This is a genomic window from Streptomyces sp. NPDC059852 (assembly GCF_042731455.1).
In the GTDB taxonomy this organism is placed as follows: Bacteria; Actinomycetota; Actinomycetes; order Streptomycetales; family Streptomycetaceae; genus Streptomyces.
The window spans coordinates 24,986-42,843 of sequence record NZ_JBHWJK010000001.1 but is presented as its reverse complement, the minus strand read 5'-3'; the positions used below and the strand labels follow the sequence as shown (position 1 = coordinate 42,843).

General features: G+C 71.6%; 17 protein-coding genes and 1 tRNA gene. 11 read left to right on the top strand and 7 right to left on the bottom strand.

The window, feature by feature from the left end:
- Positions 1-51 precede the first annotated feature (51 nt).
- A tRNA-His gene (locus tag ACFV46_RS00220) sits at positions 52-124 on the top strand.
- A 76-nt stretch (positions 125-200) separates the two neighbouring features.
- On the opposite strand, the gene ACFV46_RS00215 is transcribed toward ACFV46_RS00220, so the two are convergent.
- On the bottom strand, positions 201-1,259 hold the full coding sequence (locus ACFV46_RS00215) for a LacI family DNA-binding transcriptional regulator (RefSeq protein ID WP_376726730.1): 1,059 nt from the start codon (positions 1,257-1,259) through the stop codon (positions 201-203).
- A gap of 378 nt (positions 1,260-1,637) precedes the next feature.
- Between ACFV46_RS00215 and ACFV46_RS00210 the strand changes: the two genes are divergently transcribed.
- The 4 genes from ACFV46_RS00210 (at position 1,638) to ACFV46_RS00195 (ending at position 6,441) form a co-directional block, all read left to right on the top strand.
- Positions 1,638-2,963: an ABC transporter substrate-binding protein gene (locus tag ACFV46_RS00210; RefSeq protein WP_361924692.1), complete on the top strand. Its 1,326-nt coding sequence runs from the start codon at positions 1,638-1,640 to the stop codon at positions 2,961-2,963.
- The gene (locus ACFV46_RS00205; protein WP_151784157.1) at positions 2,960-3,988 is read left to right on the top strand and encodes a carbohydrate ABC transporter permease; all 1,029 of its coding nucleotides are present in this window, start codon (positions 2,960-2,962) and stop codon (positions 3,986-3,988) included. The genes ACFV46_RS00210 and ACFV46_RS00205 overlap by 4 nt, the downstream gene beginning before the upstream one ends.
- Positions 3,985-4,887: a carbohydrate ABC transporter permease gene (locus ACFV46_RS00200; RefSeq protein WP_283291205.1), complete on the top strand. Its 903-nt coding sequence runs from the start codon at positions 3,985-3,987 to the stop codon at positions 4,885-4,887. Before ACFV46_RS00205 ends, ACFV46_RS00200 begins: the two co-directional genes overlap by 4 nt.
- A 135-nt stretch (positions 4,888-5,022) precedes the next feature.
- Positions 5,023-6,441 carry a GH1 family beta-glucosidase gene (locus ACFV46_RS00195; RefSeq protein WP_385496755.1) on the top strand — a complete coding sequence of 473 codons (1,419 nt, stop codon included), beginning with the start codon at positions 5,023-5,025 and terminating at the stop codon, positions 6,439-6,441.
- A gap of 195 nt (positions 6,442-6,636) precedes the next feature.
- Here the strand turns inward: ACFV46_RS00195 and ACFV46_RS00190 are convergent, their stop codons facing one another.
- The 3 genes from ACFV46_RS00190 to ACFV46_RS00180 form a co-directional block, all read right to left on the bottom strand.
- Entirely contained in the window at positions 6,637-8,106 is a 1,470-nt protein-coding gene (locus ACFV46_RS00190) for a cellulose binding domain-containing protein (protein WP_385496518.1), read from the bottom strand.
- 113 nt (positions 8,107-8,219) lie between these two features.
- Positions 8,220-9,623, bottom strand: a complete 1,404-nt coding sequence (locus tag ACFV46_RS00185; protein WP_385496517.1) for a sensor histidine kinase — start codon at positions 9,621-9,623, stop codon at positions 8,220-8,222.
- Positions 9,620-10,360 carry a response regulator transcription factor gene (locus ACFV46_RS00180; protein WP_361924684.1) on the bottom strand — a complete coding sequence of 247 codons (741 nt, stop codon included), beginning with the start codon at positions 10,358-10,360 and terminating at the stop codon, positions 9,620-9,622. The genes ACFV46_RS00185 and ACFV46_RS00180 overlap by 4 nt, the downstream gene beginning before the upstream one ends.
- A 110-nt stretch (positions 10,361-10,470) precedes the next feature.
- On the opposite strand from ACFV46_RS00180, the gene ACFV46_RS00175 reads away from it, so the two are divergent.
- The 5 genes from ACFV46_RS00175 (at position 10,471) to ACFV46_RS00155 (ending at position 14,054) form a co-directional block, all read left to right on the top strand.
- Entirely contained in the window at positions 10,471-10,998 is a 528-nt protein-coding gene (locus tag ACFV46_RS00175; protein ID WP_385496516.1) for a hypothetical protein, read from the top strand.
- 158 nt (positions 10,999-11,156) lie between these two features.
- Complete coding sequence (locus ACFV46_RS00170; protein ID WP_385496515.1) at positions 11,157-12,818, top strand: alpha/beta hydrolase; 1,662 nt, start codon at positions 11,157-11,159, stop codon at positions 12,816-12,818.
- Between the two features lie 58 nt (positions 12,819-12,876).
- Complete coding sequence (locus ACFV46_RS00165; RefSeq protein WP_361924679.1) at positions 12,877-13,347, top strand: hypothetical protein; 471 nt, start codon at positions 12,877-12,879, stop codon at positions 13,345-13,347.
- A gap of 20 nt (positions 13,348-13,367) precedes the next feature.
- Entirely contained in the window at positions 13,368-13,823 is a 456-nt protein-coding gene (locus tag ACFV46_RS00160) for a type VII secretion target (protein WP_361924677.1), read from the top strand.
- Between the two features lie 105 nt (positions 13,824-13,928).
- Entirely contained in the window at positions 13,929-14,054 is a 126-nt protein-coding gene (locus ACFV46_RS00155; protein ID WP_361924675.1) for a hypothetical protein, read from the top strand.
- Here ACFV46_RS00155 and ACFV46_RS00150 read toward each other — a convergent pair.
- A complete protein-coding gene (locus ACFV46_RS00150; protein WP_385496513.1) occupies positions 14,051-14,917 on the bottom strand; it encodes a spermidine synthase in 867 nt (288 codons plus the stop codon). The genes ACFV46_RS00155 and ACFV46_RS00150 overlap by 4 nt on opposite strands.
- 59 nt (positions 14,918-14,976) lie before the next feature.
- Positions 14,977-15,411, bottom strand: a complete 435-nt coding sequence (locus ACFV46_RS00145; protein ID WP_361924671.1) for a hypothetical protein — start codon at positions 15,409-15,411, stop codon at positions 14,977-14,979.
- A gap of 295 nt (positions 15,412-15,706) precedes the next feature.
- Here ACFV46_RS00145 and ACFV46_RS00140 point away from each other — a divergent pair, with 295 nt between their 5' ends.
- Positions 15,707-17,185, top strand: coding sequence for a hypothetical protein (locus ACFV46_RS00140; RefSeq protein WP_385496512.1), 1,479 nt, complete (start codon positions 15,707-15,709; stop codon positions 17,183-17,185).
- A 15-nt stretch (positions 17,186-17,200) separates the two neighbouring features.
- Here the strand turns inward: ACFV46_RS00140 and ACFV46_RS00135 are convergent, their stop codons facing one another.
- Positions 17,201-17,797, bottom strand: coding sequence for a histidine phosphatase family protein (locus ACFV46_RS00135; protein WP_361924668.1), 597 nt, complete (start codon positions 17,795-17,797; stop codon positions 17,201-17,203).
- Positions 17,798-17,858: the final 61 nt, after the last annotated feature.

The following is a 17,858-nucleotide window of genomic DNA, read 5'->3' as shown; positions in this document are numbered from 1 at the left end:
GACCCTGTACACTTTTTCTCGGCCGGTCGGGGAAACCCGGAGCCGGTCATGGTGGGTGTAGCTCAGCTGGTAGAGCACCTGGTTGTGGTCCAGGATGCCGCGGGTTCGAGTCCCGTCACTCACCCTCACCGATCAGCCGGTGACCTCCCGAGGTCACCGGCTGATCGCATTCCCGGCCCCTGCCGGGCCCTGCCCCGCGCTCAGGACGAGGCGCGGGTCACCAGCTCCGTGGCCAGCACGACCTGCGTCCGCTCCGCCAGGCCCCGGGACACCGCGGGCCTGCGGTCGGCGATCTCCGTGAGCAGGAGATCTATCATCTTGCGGCCCATCTCGACGATGGGCTGACGGACGCTGGTGAGGGGCGGATCCATATGACGGGCGATGGCCGAGTCGTCGTAGCCGACGAGCGCGACGTCGTCCGGGATGCGCCGGCCCGCCTCGCGCAGCACCTGCCGGGCGCCCGCCGCCGTCACGTCCGAGGCGGCGAACACGGCGTCCAGGTCGGGGCAGCGCGCGAGCAGCGCCCGCATCGCCCGGACGCCGCCCTCCTCGGTGAAGTCGCCCGCCTCGATCAGCAGCTCGTCGGCGGGCCGGCCGGCGTCCCGCATGGCGTCGCGGTAGCCGTCGACACGCCGCTGGGCGCCGTAGACGTCGAGGCGGCCGGTGATGTGGGCGATCCGGCGCCGGCCGTGCGAGACCAGGTGCTCGACGGCCGAGCGGGCGCCGCCGTAGTTGTCGGAGTCCACCGAGGTCAGGGTCTCGGCGGCGGAGCGCGGACCGCTGATCACCGCGGGGATCTCCAGCTGGGCCAGCATGTCGGGCAGCGGGTCGTCGGCGTGCACGGAGACCAGCAGGACGCCGTCCACGCGGTGCGCGGCCAGGTACTGGGCGAGCCGGCGGCGCTCCTTGTCGCTGCCCGCGAAGATCAGCAGGAGCTGCATCTCGGTGTCGGACAGCTCGGCGCCGACGCCCCGCAGCATGTCCGAGAAGTACGGCTCGGCGAAGAAGCGGGTCTCCGGCTCGGGCACGACCAGCGCGATCGCGTCCGTGCGGTTCGCCGCCAGGGCGCGGGCCGCCGTGTTCGGGACGTAGCCCAGCTCGGCGACCGCCGCCTCCACCGCGGCGCGCGTGGCGTCGCTGACCCGCGGCGAGCCGTTGATCACCCGGGAGACGGTGCCACGGCCCACGCCGGCCCGGGCCGCCACCTCTTCGAGGGTGGGCCGGCCGCCGCTGCGGCCCCGCGTTCCGTGGGTTGCCATGGGCTCCGCCTCCCGTTGACCGTGTCGTCGGCCTGGAATTTAACAGCCCCGCCCGGGACGGAGCTGTCGGCGGGGGCAGTGATCGACTTGCCCCCCTCGGCCAAGTGCCGCCGGAACTTGGCCGGTTTGACTCCCTGAGCACTTGGGGCGCGACGTTTGTTAACAGGCCGATAACTGAACGCACGAGTGCGTGTCCGGTCCCTTGACACCCCCGCCCCGACCGGCGAACCTTCAACTCATCACATGTGGGAGCGCTCCCACAGTACCTGACACATACATGTCCCGCACGTTCCCCGCCCGAGCCGCAGCTAGCAAGATGAACGGGCCCAACAGTGCAGTTGGCCGGGGGGTCGGCACGTCAGGCAACAGGAGGACGCAATGCGCACGAGTACCCGCGGGTCCCGCCGGCTGATGGCCCTCGCGGCCATAGCCGCGCTGACGACAGGGCTGCTCGCCGGCTGCGCCGAGGACTCGGACGACGGCTCTTCGAACGAGGGCGGTGGCAACGGCGGCGGGGGCAAGACCACGCTGACCATCGGCACCTTCGGTGTCTTCGGCTACAAGCAGGCCGGCCTCTACGACGAGTACATGAAGCTGCACCCCGACATCTCCATCAAGGAGAACGTCACCACCCGGACCGACGTCTACTGGCCCAAGACCCTGACCCGGCTCCAGGCCGGCTCCGGCACCGACGACATCCAGGCGATCGAGGTCGGCAACATCACCGAGGCCGTCCAGACCCAGGCCGACAAGTTCGTCGACCTCGGCAAGGAGGTCGACAAGTCCCAGTGGCTGGACTGGAAGAACACCCAGGCCACCACCAAGGACGGCAAGCTCATCGGTCTCGGCACCGACATCGGCCCGATGGCGATCTGCTACCGCAAGGACCTCTTCGAGAAGGCTGGCCTCGAGACCGACCGCGCCAAGCTCGCCGAGCAGTGGAAGGGCGACTGGGGCAAGTACGTCGACCTCGGCAAGCAGTACATGAAGAAGGCGCCGAGCGGCACCAAGTTCGTGGACTCCGCGTCCTCCGTCTACAACGCGGCCCTCGGCGGCGAGACCGAGCGGTACTACGACAAGGACGGCAACGTCGTCTGGGACAAGTCCGCCGGCGTGAAGAAGGCGTGGAACGTCGCCATGGACGTGGCGACCAGCGACATGTCCGCCAAGCTCAAGCAGTTCGACAAGCCGTGGGACCAGGGCTACGCGAACGGCACCTTCGCCACCGTGGCCTGCCCCGCCTGGATGATCGGCTACATCCAGGAGAAGTCCGGTGAGGCCGGCAAGGGCAAGTGGGACGTGGCGGCGGCGCCGACCGCGGCCAACTGGGGCGGTTCGTTCATCGGCGTGCCGACGGCGGGCAAGCACCAGAAGGAGGCCATCGCCCTGGCGAAGTGGCTGACCGCGCCCGAGCAGCAGGCGAAGGTCTTCGCCAAGCAGGCCAGCTTCCCGTCGACCCCGTCGGCGTACGGCAGCCTGAAGCCGGCGTCCGCCACGCAGGAGTACTTCTCCGGCGCGCCGATCACCCAGATCTTCTCGGACTCCGCCAAGACGATCCCGACCCAGTACCTGGGCACCAAGGACCAGCCGATCGGCACCGCGATCACCGACATCGGCATCCTCCAGGTCGAGCAGAAGGGCAAGTCCCCGGCCCAGGGCTGGGACGCCGCCACCGCGGAGATCAAGGACGTGCTCGGACAGTGAGCAGTCCCAAGCAGGCCCTCGCGCATCCCGCGTCGAGCGCCGACGCCGCGCCCGGTGATCAGCCGGGCGCGGCGCCCCGCGCTCACGGTCGCGGTACGCCGCCTCCGGGGAACGACTCCTGGCGCAGCCGGCTGTACCGCTGGGACATGAAGGCGTCGCCGTACGCGTTCATCGCCCCCTTCTTCATCGTGTTCGGGGCGTTCTCGCTCGTCCCGCTGCTCTACACGGCCTGGTACTCGCTGCACGACGTGCAGCTGGCCAACCTCGACGGCCAGACCTGGGCCGGTCTGAAGAACTACGAGAACCTGCTGTCCTCGGACTTCTTCTGGAACGCGCTGTGGAACACCTTCACCATCGGCGTCATCTCCACGGTGCCGCAGCTGGTCATGGCCATCGGCCTGGCCCATCTGCTCAACTACAAGCTGCGCGGCTCCACCGTGTGGCGGGTCGTGATGCTCACCCCGTACGCCACCTCGGTGGCGGCGGCGACGCTGGTGTTCGTGCTGCTGTACTCGTGGGACGGCGGCATGATCAACTGGCTGCTGGACTTCGTCGGTATCGACCCGGTCAACTGGCGCGAGTCCGACTGGGGTTCGCAGTTCGCGGTGTCCTCCATCGTGATCTGGCGCTGGACCGGTTACAACGCGCTGATCTACCTGGCCGCGATGCAGGCCATCCCCGCCGACCTCTACGAGTCCGCGGCGATCGACGGCGCGAACCGCTGGCAGCAGTTCATCCATGTGACGATCCCGCAGCTGCGGCCGACGATCCTGTTCACCGTGGTCGTCTCCACGATCGGCGCGACCCAGCTCTTCGGTGAGCCCCTGCTGTTCGGCGGGGTCTCCGGTTCCAAGGGCGGCTCCGAGCACCAGTACCAGACGCTCGGTCTGTACATGTACGACCAGGGCTGGATCATCGGCAACCTCGGCAAGGCGTCGGCGATCGCCTGGACGATGTTCCTGATCCTGCTGATCGTCGCCGTGATCCAGCTGCTGATCTCCCGACGGCTGAGGAAGTCCCAATGACCGCGACAGAACTCACGCCTCCTCGGGCCGAGGAGCCCGCGAAGCCCCGCCGCGAGCGGACCCGGGTGATGGGTGCCGGCAAGCAGCTGCACGCCGGTCCGCTCACCTATGTCGTGCTCACCCTGTTCGCGCTGGTCTCGCTGGCGCCCCTGGTGTGGACGGCCATCGCGGCCTCGCGCACCAACCAGCGCCTCGCCGAGACGCCTCCACCGCTGTGGTTCGGCGGGAACCTCTTCAAGAACATGGAGCGGGCCTGGGAGGAGGGCGGCCTCGGCACGGCCATGTTCAACACGATCTTCGTGGCGAGCATGATCACCATCAGCACGGTGCTGTTCTCCACGCTCGCCGGCTTCGCCTTCGCCAAGCTCCGCTTCCGGTTCTCCGGCGTCCTGCTGCTGCTGACGATCGGCACGATGATGATCCCGCCGCAGCTGGCGGTCGTGCCGCTGTACCTGTGGATGGCGGACCTCGGCTGGTCGAACCAGCTCCAGACGGTCATCCTGCCGACCCTGTGCACGGCCTTCGGCACGTTCTTCATGCGGCAGTACCTGCTCCAGGCGCTGCCGACGGAGCTGATCGAGGCGGCGCGGGTGGACGGCGCGAGCAGTCTGCGGGTCGTGTGGCACGTGGTGTTCCCGGCGGCCCGGCCGGCCATGGCCGTCCTCGGCCTGCTGACCTTCGTGTTCGCCTGGAACGACTTCCTGTGGCCGATCATCGCCCTGAACCAGGAGAACCCGACCGTGCAGGTCGCGCTCAACTCGCTGGGCACCGGCTATGTCCCGGACCAGGCGGTGATCATGGCGGGCGCCCTGCTCGGCACGCTGCCCCTGCTGATCGCCTTCCTGCTGTTCGGCAAGCAGATCGTCGGCGGCATCATGCAGGGCGCGGTCAAGGGCTGACGCGCTTCCCGTCGCACGGCCACCCGGGGGCCGCGTCACGTCGCCCCGGCCCCCGGCCCATCCCCCTCCCCTCCCCCCTACCCGTACCCGTCGGTCATCACGACCTCCTATGGGAGCGCTTCCATGCCTGAGCCCATGTCCCCCGTGTCCTTCCCCTCCACCTTCCTCTGGGGCGCCGCGACCTCGGCGTACCAGATCGAGGGTGCGGTCCGGGAGGACGGACGCACCCCGTCGATCTGGGACACCTTCGCCCACACCCCGGGCAAGACGGCCGGCGGCGATCACGGTGACGTCGCCGTCGACCACTACCACCGCTACCGCGACGACGTGGCGCTGATGGCCGGCCTCGGCCTGGGCGCGTACCGCTTCTCGATCTCCTGGTCACGGGTGCAGCCCACGGGGCGCGGGCCCGCGGTCCAGCGGGGCCTGGACTTCTACCGCCGGCTGGTGGACGAGCTGCTGGCCAAGGACATCAAGCCGGCTGTCACCCTCTACCACTGGGACCTGCCGCAGGAGCTGGAGGACGCGGGCGGCTGGCCGGAGCGCGACACCGCCTACCGCTTCGCCGAGTACGCGCAGATCGTCGGCGAGGCGCTCGGCGACCGTGTGGAGCAGTGGATCACGCTCAACGAGCCGTGGTGCAGCGCCTTCCTGGGCTACGGCTCCGGGGTGCACGCGCCGGGCCGCACCGAGCCGGTCGCGACGCTGCGCGCGGCCCACCATCTGAACCTCGCGCACGGCCTCGGCGCCAAGGCGCTGCGCTCGGTGATGCCGGCGCGCAACACGGTGGCGCTGAGCCTGAACTCCTCCACCGTGCGCCCGCTGACGCAGGACGCGGCGGACCTGGCGGCGGCCCGGAAGATCGACGACCTGGCCAACGGGATCTTCCACGGCCCGATCCTGCACGGCGCCTACCCGGAGAGCCTGTTCACGGCGACCCGGCAGCTCACCGACTGGTCGTACGTCCAGGACGGCGACCTCGCCACCATCAACCAGCCGCTCGACGCGCTGGGCCTCAACTACTACACGCCCGCGCTGGTCTCCGCGGCCGGCCCCGACCACACCGGGCCGCGCGCCGACGGGCACGGGGCGAGCGAGCACTCGCCGTGGCCGGCAGCCGACGACGTGCTGTTCCACCAGCCGCCCGGCGAGCGGACGGCGATGGGCTGGTCGATCGACCCGACCGGGCTGTACGACCTGATCATGCGGTACGAGCGCGAGGTGCCGGGCCTGCCGCTGTACATCACGGAGAACGGCGCCGCCTACGACGACAAGCCCGACGCCGAGGGCCGCGTGCACGACCCGGAGCGCGTCGCCTATCTGCACGGCCACCTCGCCGAGGTCCGCCGCGCGATCGCCGACGGCGCGGACGTCCGGGGCTACTACCTGTGGTCCCTGCTGGACAACTTCGAGTGGGCGTACGGCTACGAGAAGCGCTTCGGCGCCGTGTACGTCGACTACACGACCCTGGAACGGACGCCGAAGTCGAGCGCCCACTGGTACGGCAAGGCCGCCCGCACGGGCACGCTGCCCGAGGTCGACGAGGTCTTCTAGCCGACCGGGCGGTACCAGCCGGGGGGCGGGGCGCGGCGCGTATATAGGGGACGTGCCGCGCCCCGGCCGGGTGGGGGGTGGACCGGCCGGGGCGCGCCCCCCGTGGGTGGACCGGCCCGCTCGGTCGTGCGCGGGCCGCGCGTCGCCGGGCGTGAGAGCCGGGCGGCGTCGGTTGAGGCCGTCGGTTGCAGGCCGTCAGTTGTAGGCCGCGAACGCCTTCGAGAAGGCGAACTTGTCCTGGAGGATCGAGCTGCACGTGGCGTCGGCGGCCGGCTTCTCGCCGCCCGCGCACTGCTGGTCACGGGTCGCCGACCACATCGACAGCCAGCCCAGGCCCTTGGACTTGGCGAAGTCCACCAGCTGGGTGGCGTCGTCGACCTTGAAGATCTCGCTGGCGACGTCGTTGACGCCGATCATCGGGGTGACCGCGACCGTCTTCCAGGCCGCGTCGTCGGAGAGGCCGAGCACACCCTTGATCTGGGCCTGGGTGGCGGTGGCCGCCTGCTCGGCGTACGTGCCCATGTCGCCGCTGTAGGCGGGACCGTAGTCCATCGCCATGATGTTGACCGCGCCGATGCGCACGCCGTTCTGCTTCGCGTCGGCGAGGAGGTCGACGCCGGGCTGGGTGAGGCCCTCCGGCATCACCGGGAGGGTGAAGGACACGTCCAGGTCCGGGTGCTGCTTCTGGAGCTTGGCGATCGCCTGCGCACGGCGGGTGTTGGCCGCCTTGTCGGGCAGCGCGCCGCCCTCGACGTCGAAGTCGGCCTTGGTCAGCTGGTAGGCGTCCACGACCTTGCCGTACGCCGCCGCCAGCGCGTCCGCCGAGGAGCAGGTCGTGGCGAGCTCGCTGCCGGCCGCGCCGCCGAAGGAGATGCGCACGTCACCGCCCTTGGCGCGCAGGTCGCCTATCTGGGCGGCCACCGCGTCGGCGCCGATGTCGGTGACACCGCCCCACTTCGGGGTGCAGCCGCCGCCGTCGGTGACGAAGGCGAGGTTGTAGTCCTTCACGCCGGTCGCCGCCGCGCTCGCGGCCAGGTCGAACGCCGGGTAGAGCGAGGTGTCGACGAACGGGGCGAAGCCGGCGGAGGCCTTGGTGCCGGTGCCCGGGCTCTGGGACGGCTTGCCGGTGGGGGTCGCGGAACCGGAGGGGGTGGCGGTGGGCTCGGATGCCGTGGCCGTCGCGGTCGGCTTCGGCGTCGCGGTCTCGGTGGGGCGGCCGCTCGGCTCGGGCGTCGCGGTGCCGTCGGTGGAACACTTCGTGCCGTCGATCAGACAGCTCTTCGGCGACGCGGTGCCGTTCACCACGAAGCCGACCGTGATCGACTCGCCGGGCGCGAGACCGTCGGTGTCCCACTTCGGCGGGGTCACGGTCACGTGGCCGTCGCGCACACTGGACTCGGCGTTCCACAGGGAGCTGAGCTTCGAGCCGGACGGCAGGTCGAACTCCAGCTTCCAGTCCTTCTTCACCTCGCCGGTGTCGTTGGTGACGACGTACTGCGCGGTGTACCCGGTCGACCAGTCGCTGGTCCTCGTGTAGACGGCGCCGGCGCCGGCCGCCTGGGCCGTCCCGGTGACCACGAGCGCGCCGCCGCCGACCACGGCCGCGGCGACGAGACCGCCGATCGCCTTGTTCCTGCCGCTGATCCTGCGCCGGTGGGTGCTCATCGCGTGTCTGCCTTCGCTGTTCGGGAGTGGGGGGTGGGTGCGGCAGCACGCTAGCGAGCGGGAATCGGACAAAGGTCCTGATCCGGACGGTGGCCGGGGACCTTAGGGCGCGCTTAAGGAAGGGATCGGGAGCGGTTAAAGGTCGAGACCAGTCGGCCGGGGCGGCGGCGCCGGACGGCACCGCGATGTCCCCTGCGGACCGGTGCCCGGCCGTCGAGCTGTATCCACAGGCGTACCTCGGTCCCGCCGAGCACCGACGAGCCGATCCGTACGTCACCGCCGGTGGACTCGGCGAGCCGGCGCACGATGTCCAGGCCGAGGCCGGTCGACCCGGCGCTCCCCGAGCCGTGCCCGCGGGCCATGGCGGCCTCGGGGTCGGCGATGCCGGGCCCGGCGTCGGAGACGAGCACGATCACGGCGTCCTCGCCGTTGTGCACGTCGACCGCGAAGGCGGTGCCCTCGGGGGTGTGCCGGAAGACGTTGCCGAGGAGGGCGTCCAGTGCGGCCGCCAGGTCGGCCCGGGCGACGGGTATCCGCACCGGCCGGTCCACGCCGGCCACCCGCACCTTGCGGCCCTCGTCCTCGGCCAGCGCCGACCAGAACGCCATCCGCTCGCGCACCACCTCGGCCGCGTCGCACCCGGCGCCCGGCCCGGCCGCGACGGTCTGCGGCTTGGCCTCGCGTGCCGTGCGGATGATCGTGTCGACCTCGCCCTCCAGCTGGGCCACCGCGGCCCGGGTCTGGTCGGCCGCCGGGCCGTCCCCGAGGGAGGCCGCGTTCAGCCGCAGGACGGTCAGCGGGGTGCGCAGCCGGTGGGACAGGTCGGCGGCCAGCTCCCGTTCGTTGGCGAGGAGCTGCACGACCTGGTCGGCCATCGCGTTGAACGCGACCGCCGCGAGCCGCAGTTCGTTCGGCCCCTCCTCGGGGACGCGGGCGCCGAGCTTGCCCTCGCCCAGTTCGTGCGCGCCCTCGACCAGGCGCTGCGCGGGCCGCACCATCCTGACGCCGAGCCGGTCGGCGACCGCGACCGAGCCGACGATCAGGGCGATGGCCACGCCGGCCAGGACGGCCCAGGCGGTGGCGAGGCCGTTGGTGACCTCGGCGTCGGGGACGTACACCTCGACGACGGCGATCTCGCCGGTGCTCAGCGCGACGGGCTGGAGCAGTGTGGAGCCGCCGGGTACGTCGGTGGTGGAGGCACGGCCCAGCCGGCGCACGGTCGCGATGTCGCCGGCGGCGGCCCGGCGCCGGCCGAGGTCGACGGCGGCGCTCTTGCCCGACGCCGGGATGTGGACGGCCATGCCGTCGTCGGACCCGGCGGAGGCGACGACGCGCTCCAGCTGGTCCCGGTCGGTGGTGATGGACAACGCGGGGGCGACGGCGGCGGCCTGGCGCTCGGCGTTGGAGAAGGCGCGGTCGCGGGCCATCTCCCGGATGACGAGTCCGAGCGGGACGGCGAAGGCGAGCACGACCATGGTGGTGACCGCCAGGCTGACCTTGACCAGGGCCCATCTCATCGCGGCTGCTCCCCCGGGCTCTGCGCGCCTTCCGCGCCGAAGGACGGCACGGCGGGCGGCTCCAGCTTCACTCCGACGCCCCTGAGCGTGTGCAGATAGCGCGGGCTGGCCGCCGTCTCGCCCAGTTTGCGGCGCAGCCAGGACAGATGGACGTCGATGGTCTGGTCGTCACCGTACGACTGCTGCCAGACCTCGGCGAGCAACTCCTTGCGGGGGACGACGACACCGGGGCGCCCGGCGAGGAAGGCGAGCAGGTCGAACTCGCGCCGGGTCAGGTCCAGCCGCACCCCGTCCAACTCCGCCTGGCGGCGCAGCGGGTCGACGGTCAGCCCGCCGACGCGCAGCACGCTGGAGGGTGCCGCCTCCACCCCGGCGGCCCGGGCCCGGCGGAGCACGGCCGCCATCCGCGCCGACAGGTGCTCCACCGAGAAGGGCTTGGTCAGATAGTCGTCGGCGCCCGCGTTCAACAGCCGGACGATCTCCGCCTCGTCGTCCCGTGCCGTGGCGATGATGACCGGGACGTCGGTGATGCCGCGCAGCATCTTCAGGGCCTCGGAGCCGTCGAGATCGGGCAGACCGAGGTCCAGGATGACCACGTCGAAACGGAAATGGGCGACCTCGCGCAGCGCCTCCAGCGCGGTACCGACGCTGCGCACCGTGTGGGCGGCGTCGGTCAGGTGCCGGATGAGCGCCGAGCGCACGAACTGGTCGTCCTCGACCACGAGCACACTTGCCATGCGCCGCACCGTACGCCATGCCGGTGAGACCGGTCCGGGCCTGTGGACAACTCGGCCTCTGTGGACGGGGACGCGACACCCGTGGGGCGCGTGGGGCAGTATGGCCCGCGATGCACAGAGGAGTCGTACACGTACTCGCGTGGTCGCTCGCCACGGGCGCGGCGGTCACGCTGTCGTGGTGGGGTGTCCACACGGTCATGGCCGGCACGGTCTACGACCGGCCGCGCGCCCTGCCGATCACGGCGGCGGACGTGACGACGAGGGACTCCGAGCCGCTGGCGTCCTCCACCAACCGTCCGACGCCGTCGCCGAGTCCATCCCCGCGTTCCCCCAAGCCGAGCCGCACGCCCAGCACTGCGGCCACCTCGGCCCCACCGCCGAAGACCTCCGGCCCTCCGTCCTCGCCGGACACCTCGGGCCAGGTCAAGAGCTACGACACCGACGGCGGCCGGGTCGTCTTCGACATCGGCACGTCCTCGGCGTCCCTCGTCTCGGCAGCGCCCGGCGCGGGCTGGTCGATGCAGGTGTGGAAGACGGAGTCCTGGATCCGGGTGGAGTTCAGCGCGGGCGCGGACCGGGTGTCGGTGTTCTGCACGTGGCACGACGGGCCGCCTCGGGTGGAGATCGGGACCTACTGACCCATCCGTCCCGGCACCCCCGAGAGTCCCCGGAAACGCATCGGCTACGCTGAGCGCTTCGAACTCATGAGTGAGCGGCAACGGGGGTTGCATCATGCACACTTGGGCTGTTTCGCCATGCTCCGGGGAGCGCTCCGACCGGGCGGGCGGGAGCCGACGTGGCGTCTGACTTCGCGCGGTTGATGAAGCAGGACTTCTCCGACCTGGAAGCCGCCGTCAAGGTCTGGCGCGGGCTGTCGACGACCACGGACTCGCTCACCGACCGCCACCGACGGCAGGTGACCGGGCCGCTGCACCGGTCCTGGAAGGGCGACGACGCGGACGCTGCCCTGTTCTACCTGGAGGACGTCGAGTCGCGCATCGGCGTGGTCGAGACGGAGGCCATGGCCATCGCCGAGGTCCTCGACACCACCCGGTTCTGGATGGAGCAGGCCCAGACCGATCTGCGCAACGCGGTGCGGCGGGCGGAGCAGGACGGCTTCGACGTCGACGACGAGGGCTGGGTGAGCGACCGGACGACCTCGGACCTCCCGCGCCAGGATCCCGAGGCCCAGCAGCTCATCGCCGACCGCAACAGGCTGCTCACGGAGCACCGTGCCGCCATGGACGACGCCCTGGCCGCCGCGCACAAGGCGAGCAACGACGGCGCCCGCGCCCTCGGGGAGCTGAACGGCGACATCCTCACCGACCCGCTCAGCCATGACGCGGCGGCGGAGTCCGCCCAGGACGTCAAGAACGCGATGAAGGCCGTGGGCGTCAAGGCCCCGCAGATACCCGACGATGACCCGAAAGCCGCCGCCGAGTGGTGGAAGGCCCTCAGCCCGGAGGAGCGCCAGGCCTACACCACGCTCTATCCGAAGCAGATCGGAGCGACCGACGGTCTGCCGACGGACGTACGGGACGACGCCAACCGCACGGCGCTCGGCCAAGAACTCAATCTGATCCAGGAAGGCAACTGGGACGAAGGGTTCCCCGGGGACAGCGACGAGACGGTCAACAAACGCCTCGACAACCTGCTGATGCTCAACGACCGGCTCGAAGCGTCGGACAGCGCCCCAAAGGGCAAGGAGCTGTACCTCCTCGGCTACGACTCCAAGGACGACGGCCGGGCCATCATCGCGATGGGCAACCCGGACACCGCCCGGCACACGGGCATCCTTGTACCGGGGACCAATACGGAGATGAGCGGTGTGGACGGCCAGCTCACCCGCATCGACAGGCTCCATTCCTCCGCCGCGAAGCAGTCCGACGGCAAGAGCGTGGCAATGATCACGTGGATCGGCTACGACGCCCCCGAGTTCAAACCGACCGACCCCGGCAGCGTCGCCACGCGGGACCGGGCCGAGGACGCGGCCCCGGACCTGCGGCAGTTCGTCGCGGGCACCCAAGCCGCTCACGACGGGTCGCCCAGTCACACCACCGTCCTCGGGCACAGCTACGGCACCACGGTGGTGGGCGCCGCAGCAGCGGGGGGCAACGGGCTGGGGGCGGACGACGTCGTCGCGGTCGGCAGCCCCGGCATGACCGTGGACCATGCCTCCGACCTTCAGATGGACCCAGAGCATGTATGGATCGGTACCGCGGAGGACGACGCCGTCGCCAACAACACCTCCGGCTACACCCTCGGCCGCGACCCGATGCTGGGAGGCTTCGGTGGGAACAACCTCCAGGTCGACACACATGGACACAGCGGTTACTGGGACGAAGGGAGCGTCTCGCTGCGCAATCAAGGCGCGATCATCGTGGGCAAGCCGCCCGCGGAGGCTCCGAAGCAAGGCTCCGATCTGCCCCCCGAGGGCTACATCGTCCCCGGGCTCTAGGTCCGTTCTCCGCACGCTGCTCGCTGTCTTCGCGATCCTGCTCTCAACTGGAGGTTGTGTGTCCCAGGGTGACGACGTCAACGCCCCGCTGCCGCGCATGGCGAAGGAGGAGGCACTGCGGTGGGCCAAGGACTACACCGCGTACATGGCGAAGCTCACCGACGTGGAGCTGCTTCCGGACACGCAGAAGGTCCACTTCGAGGACTGCCTCGGAAAGAACGACGAGGTGGCAAAGGACGGACGGTACAGCCTCTTCTACTACATTTACTCCCCCGCTCCGGTCACCGACCACACCCGCATTGTGCGCCAGTTGCGCGACGAGCTCCCCAAGCGAGGCTACGAGGTGACCTCCTACCGGGAGTTCAAGAACGCCTACGAGTCAGCGGTCCTCACGGCCCGCAACAACAAGAACAACTACTCGGTCGAGGCGGACACAGTCGGTTCTGGGGAGGACAAGCCTCAGCGCTTCTCCTTCGCGGTACGCACCCCCTGCATGCTCCCGCCCGGCGTGAAGCAGCAGCAGTTCTGACCGGCTGAGAGGAGCCGAACGTGTCCCGGACCACCGACGTCGACCCGGCCGAACTGCGCGCGTCCGCCGGCGCCTGCGACGGCATCGCGCACACCCTGAAGGAACCGGCCGACAAGGCCGTCAAGGAGTCGAGGACGGCGGCCGCTTCCCTCACCGGCTGGTCCCTCGGCCCCGCGCTGACGGAGATCGCCACCAGCTGGAAGCCCGCCCTCGACGGACTGCACGCCCGCATCGAGGCCGGCCGTGACAACCTCCGGTCGTCCGCGGACGGCCACGAATGGAACGACCAGCGGGCCTCGCAGGACTTCGAGAAGACGGACACCGCGACCCAGGCCACGCCCGGCGTGATGCCCGCCGTCCTGCGCCCGACCCCGAGCGGCCTCCCCGACCCGCGTGCCTCGTACGGCACCACCATGCCCACGTACGACGAGCCCGTCAGTACGCACCCCACCCCCGGCACGAACGACTTCGGCTGATGTCACGGGCCGGCACGCTCCGCACCGCCGTCGTCCGCTCGCCGCCCTCCTTCTGAGGCGGACTGCACCTCCGAGGGCGCGGATCCGAACGCCCCGCTGCCCCGCATGGCAAAGGACGACGCGTTGAAGGGGCCCAAGGGCTACACCGCGTACATGGCGAAGCTCACCGACGTGGAACTGCTTCCGGACACGGAGAAGGTCCACTTCGAGGACTGCCTCGGGAAGACCTAGGTGAACACCGAGTCCGGTGGAGCCGGGGAGTCCACCGCCGACGCGTCCGTCACCGGGGTCGCGCCACCCGTGAAGTCCCTCAACGCGCGCCCGTGTTCGACGCGGCCCGGGTGCGGGTCGGAGGCGGCGCGACGGGTGAGGTCGGCGACCGGGAGAGGCTGGTCGGCGGCGACGAGGACCGCGTTGCCGAAGCGCCGGCCGCGCAGCACCGTGGGGTCGGCGACCAGGGCGACCTCGGCGAACCGGGCGGCGGCGGTGGCGATCTGGCCGCGCAGATGCGTGAGCGGGGGCCCGTCGGCGAGGTTGGCCGCGTACCAGCCGCCCGGCGCGAGCGCCCGCCGTACGTCGTCGAGGAACTCCGTCGAGGTGAGGTGGGCCGGGGTGCGGGCGCCGCTGAAGACGTCCGCGATGACGAGGTCCGCCCAGCCGTCCGGCACCTTGGCGAGCCCTTCGCGGGCGTCGGTGGAGCGGACCCGGATGCGGGCGTTCCGGTCGAGGGGGAGTTCCCGGCGGACCAGGCCGACGAGGGGCGCGTCCCGTTCCACGACCTGCTGGGTGGAGCGGGGCCGGGTGGCGGCGACGTAGCGCGCGAGGGTCAGGGCGCCGCCGCCGAGGTGCACGGCCTGCACGGGCTTGCCGGGCGGGGCGACGAGGTCGATGACGTGCCCGAGCCGGCGCTGGTACTCGAAGGAGAGGTAGGCGGGGTCGTCCAGGTCGACGTGCGACTGGGGCGCCCCGTCGAGGAGCAGGGTCCAGGCCCGCGCCCGGTCCGGGTCCGGTATGAGCTCCGCCAGCCCGCCGTCGACCGTCTCGGTGACGGAGGCCGCGGCGGCCCCGCGCCGGGACTTCCTGGACTTTCCCATGCGGCCATTATCGCGGCGTGCGGCACGCGCCTCGCCCGTGACCGCCTCTCAGCCGTCCGTCACCGGCAGTCGTCGGCGGCCCGGATCAGCCGGGCGGCCTCGCCGAGCGCCGCGCGCAGCACCGCGGGGTCGGTCGCGAGGTCGGCCTCGCCGGGCGGCAGCAGCCAGTCGGAGCCGTCGACGGGCGGCTCGGGGTCCGCGGCAAGGCTGAAGCCGCGTCCGTCGGTTCCGGTGCAGGTGCTACCGGGCACGTCCCAGGCGGCGGCCGTGCCGGGCGGGACCACGAAGCCGAGGGTGTCGCAGCCGTCGTCGTGCAGGACGGGCCCGACGCCGTCCCCGGCGCCGCGCCGCAGGATGTCGACCGCCTCGAGGCCCTGGCGCGCCGGGACCGTGACCACGTCGCACCCCGTGCCCGGCGGCTCGCTGCACCCCCCGGTCGGCGTGTGCCCCGCCGCCGACGCGGCTCGGGGAACGCTGCTCTGGCTGGTCTCCATCCCGACCTCCACCACAGAACCCTTTCAGCAGATCCGGACAGTTCAACGCGGCACGGCGTCAACGGCTACGGCGGAAGTCCGCCGCAAAGGATGGCAGTTCATGGCAGATCCCGGATGAGATATCCGTTTTGTAGCTAAACACTGTGTGGCGGCTTCGCTACAGCAGGTACGTTCTTGCCCGCCGGGGACAAGGACGTCCCACGGATCAGAGGGCACGGCTCACGATCACCGGATCACGGTCCGTCCCGTCCCGCACCCCGGCATGGTTCGACGGTTCGCACGAGAGGACCCGGCCATGGCGTCGTCAGACCCGACCTCGTCCCAGCCCCCCAGGCCATCGCGGCCGAACACCGCCTTCCGGCAGCTGCGCGGGCAGCTCTCGCCGGCCGAGTTCGCCGCGGCGGTCCGCCGGGCCGCTCGCGAGATCGGTGAGCGGGTCAGCTGTGACGCGCGGTACATCGGGCGGGTGGAGGCCGGCGAGATCCGCTGTCCCAACTACGCGTACGAACGGGTGTTCCTGCACATGTTCCCCGGCCGCACGCTCACCGACCTCGGCTTCGCGCCCCGCTCGTCCGTCCGCGGACGCCGGGCGCGCGCGATGGAGGAGGCGCCCGGCGTGCACCTCGCGCGCCCGGCCCGCGTCACGGGTGGGACGAGAGGGGCCGACGAGCCGTACGACCGTGAGAACCCGCAGGATCCGTACGCCGCGCACGTGCCGTTCGGCACCGCGCAGAACCACGAGAACCACGAGGAGAGCGACGTGCTGCGTCGCGCATTCATGACCGGTGGGGGCGCCACGGTGGCCGCCGCCTCGCTGGCCCCCCTGGGCCTGGCCCACGACGCCGCCGCCACCGACCGCCCCTACCGACGCGTCGGGGTACGCGAGGCCGGCGCGCTCGAGGACGCCGTACGCCGTATCCGGCTGCTGGACGACCGGCACGGCGCCGACGGTCTCTACCGGCGCGCGGCCGCACCGCTGCGCGCCGCGTACGAACTGCTCGACGCCGGTACGGCCCGGCAGGCGACCAGCGACCGGCTGCACTCCGGCGCGGGCGAGCTGGCCATCTCGGTGGGCTGGCTGGCCCATGACTCCGGCCGTTTCGACGACGCGCGCTCGCACTACGCGGAGGCCCTGGCGACCGCCCGGATGGCCGGGGACCCGGCCCTGGAGGCGCACGCCTTCTGCAACACCTCCTTCCTCGCCCGTGACGCGGGCCGGCCCCGGGAGGCGGTCCGTGCCGCGCAGGCCGCCCAGCGTGTGGCGCGCGCCCTGGGCTCGTCCCGGCTGATGAGCCTGCTGTCGTTGCGCGAGGCGGGCGGCTGGGCGGGGCTCGCCGACCGCACCGGGTGCGAGCAGGCGCTGGTCCGCGCGCAGGCCCTCTACGACCGGGGCCGCTCGGACGCCGACCCCGAGTGGATGAGCTTCTACGGGGAGGCCGAGCTGGAGATCCTGGAGGCGCAGTGCTGGTCGACGCTGGGCAACTGGCGGCGCGCCGCCCGGCACGCGGGGCGCGCGGCGCGTCTGCAGGACCCCCACTTCACCCGGAACATCGCGCTCTACACGGCGGAGCTGGCGGACGACCTGGCCCGTGGCGGCAGCCCGGACGAGGCGGCGGCGGCCGGGATGCGGGTGCTGGACCTGCTGGACCAGGTGCAGTCGTCACGGGTGCAGACCATGCTGGCCGGTACGGCCCGGGTGCTGCTGCCGCACCGGCGTGCGAGCGGGGTGTCGGCGTTCCTGGACCGGCACGCGTCGCTGCCGCGCACCGCGTGAGGGAGGCCCCGGAGGTCAGGGGCTCAGATGCCCCAGGTCGTTCCAGCTCTCGATCGCGGGCTCGCCGTAGGCCCAGCCCAGGACCGACAGCGAGGTCGGGTTCAGCCGGAGCCGGGACGCGAAGTCCAGCGGCAGCCCCAGCCAGCGCGCGCCGATGGACCGGAGGATGTGCCCGTGCGCGAAGACCAGCACGTCCCGGTCCGCCTCGCGCGCCCAGGCGACGACCTCGTCGGCCCGGGCGGTGACCTCGGCCAGGCTCTCGCCGCCGGGGACGCCGTCCCGCCAGATCAGCCAGCCGGGCCGGACGGCCTGGATCTCCGCCGGCGTCATGCCCTCGTAGGCGCCGTAGTCCCACTCCATCAGCGTGTCCCAGGTCCGGGCGCGCTCGCCGAAGCCGGCGAGGTCGCACGTCTCCCGCGCGCGGGAGAGCGGGCTGGTGCGCACCTCGACGTCCGCCAGCCCGTCGAAGGGCGCTCGGTGCAGGCGCTCGCCCAGCAGTTTCGCGCCCCGGCGGCCCTCCTCCAGGAGGGGGACGTCGGTCCTGCCGGTGTGCTTTCCGGCCAGCGACCAGGACGTCTGTCCGTGCCGGGCCAGCAGCATGCGCGATGCCATGGGCGGGGGACCTTCCGGGGAGGTACGAGCGGTGGAACCCGTCCATCATCGCGTACGGCCC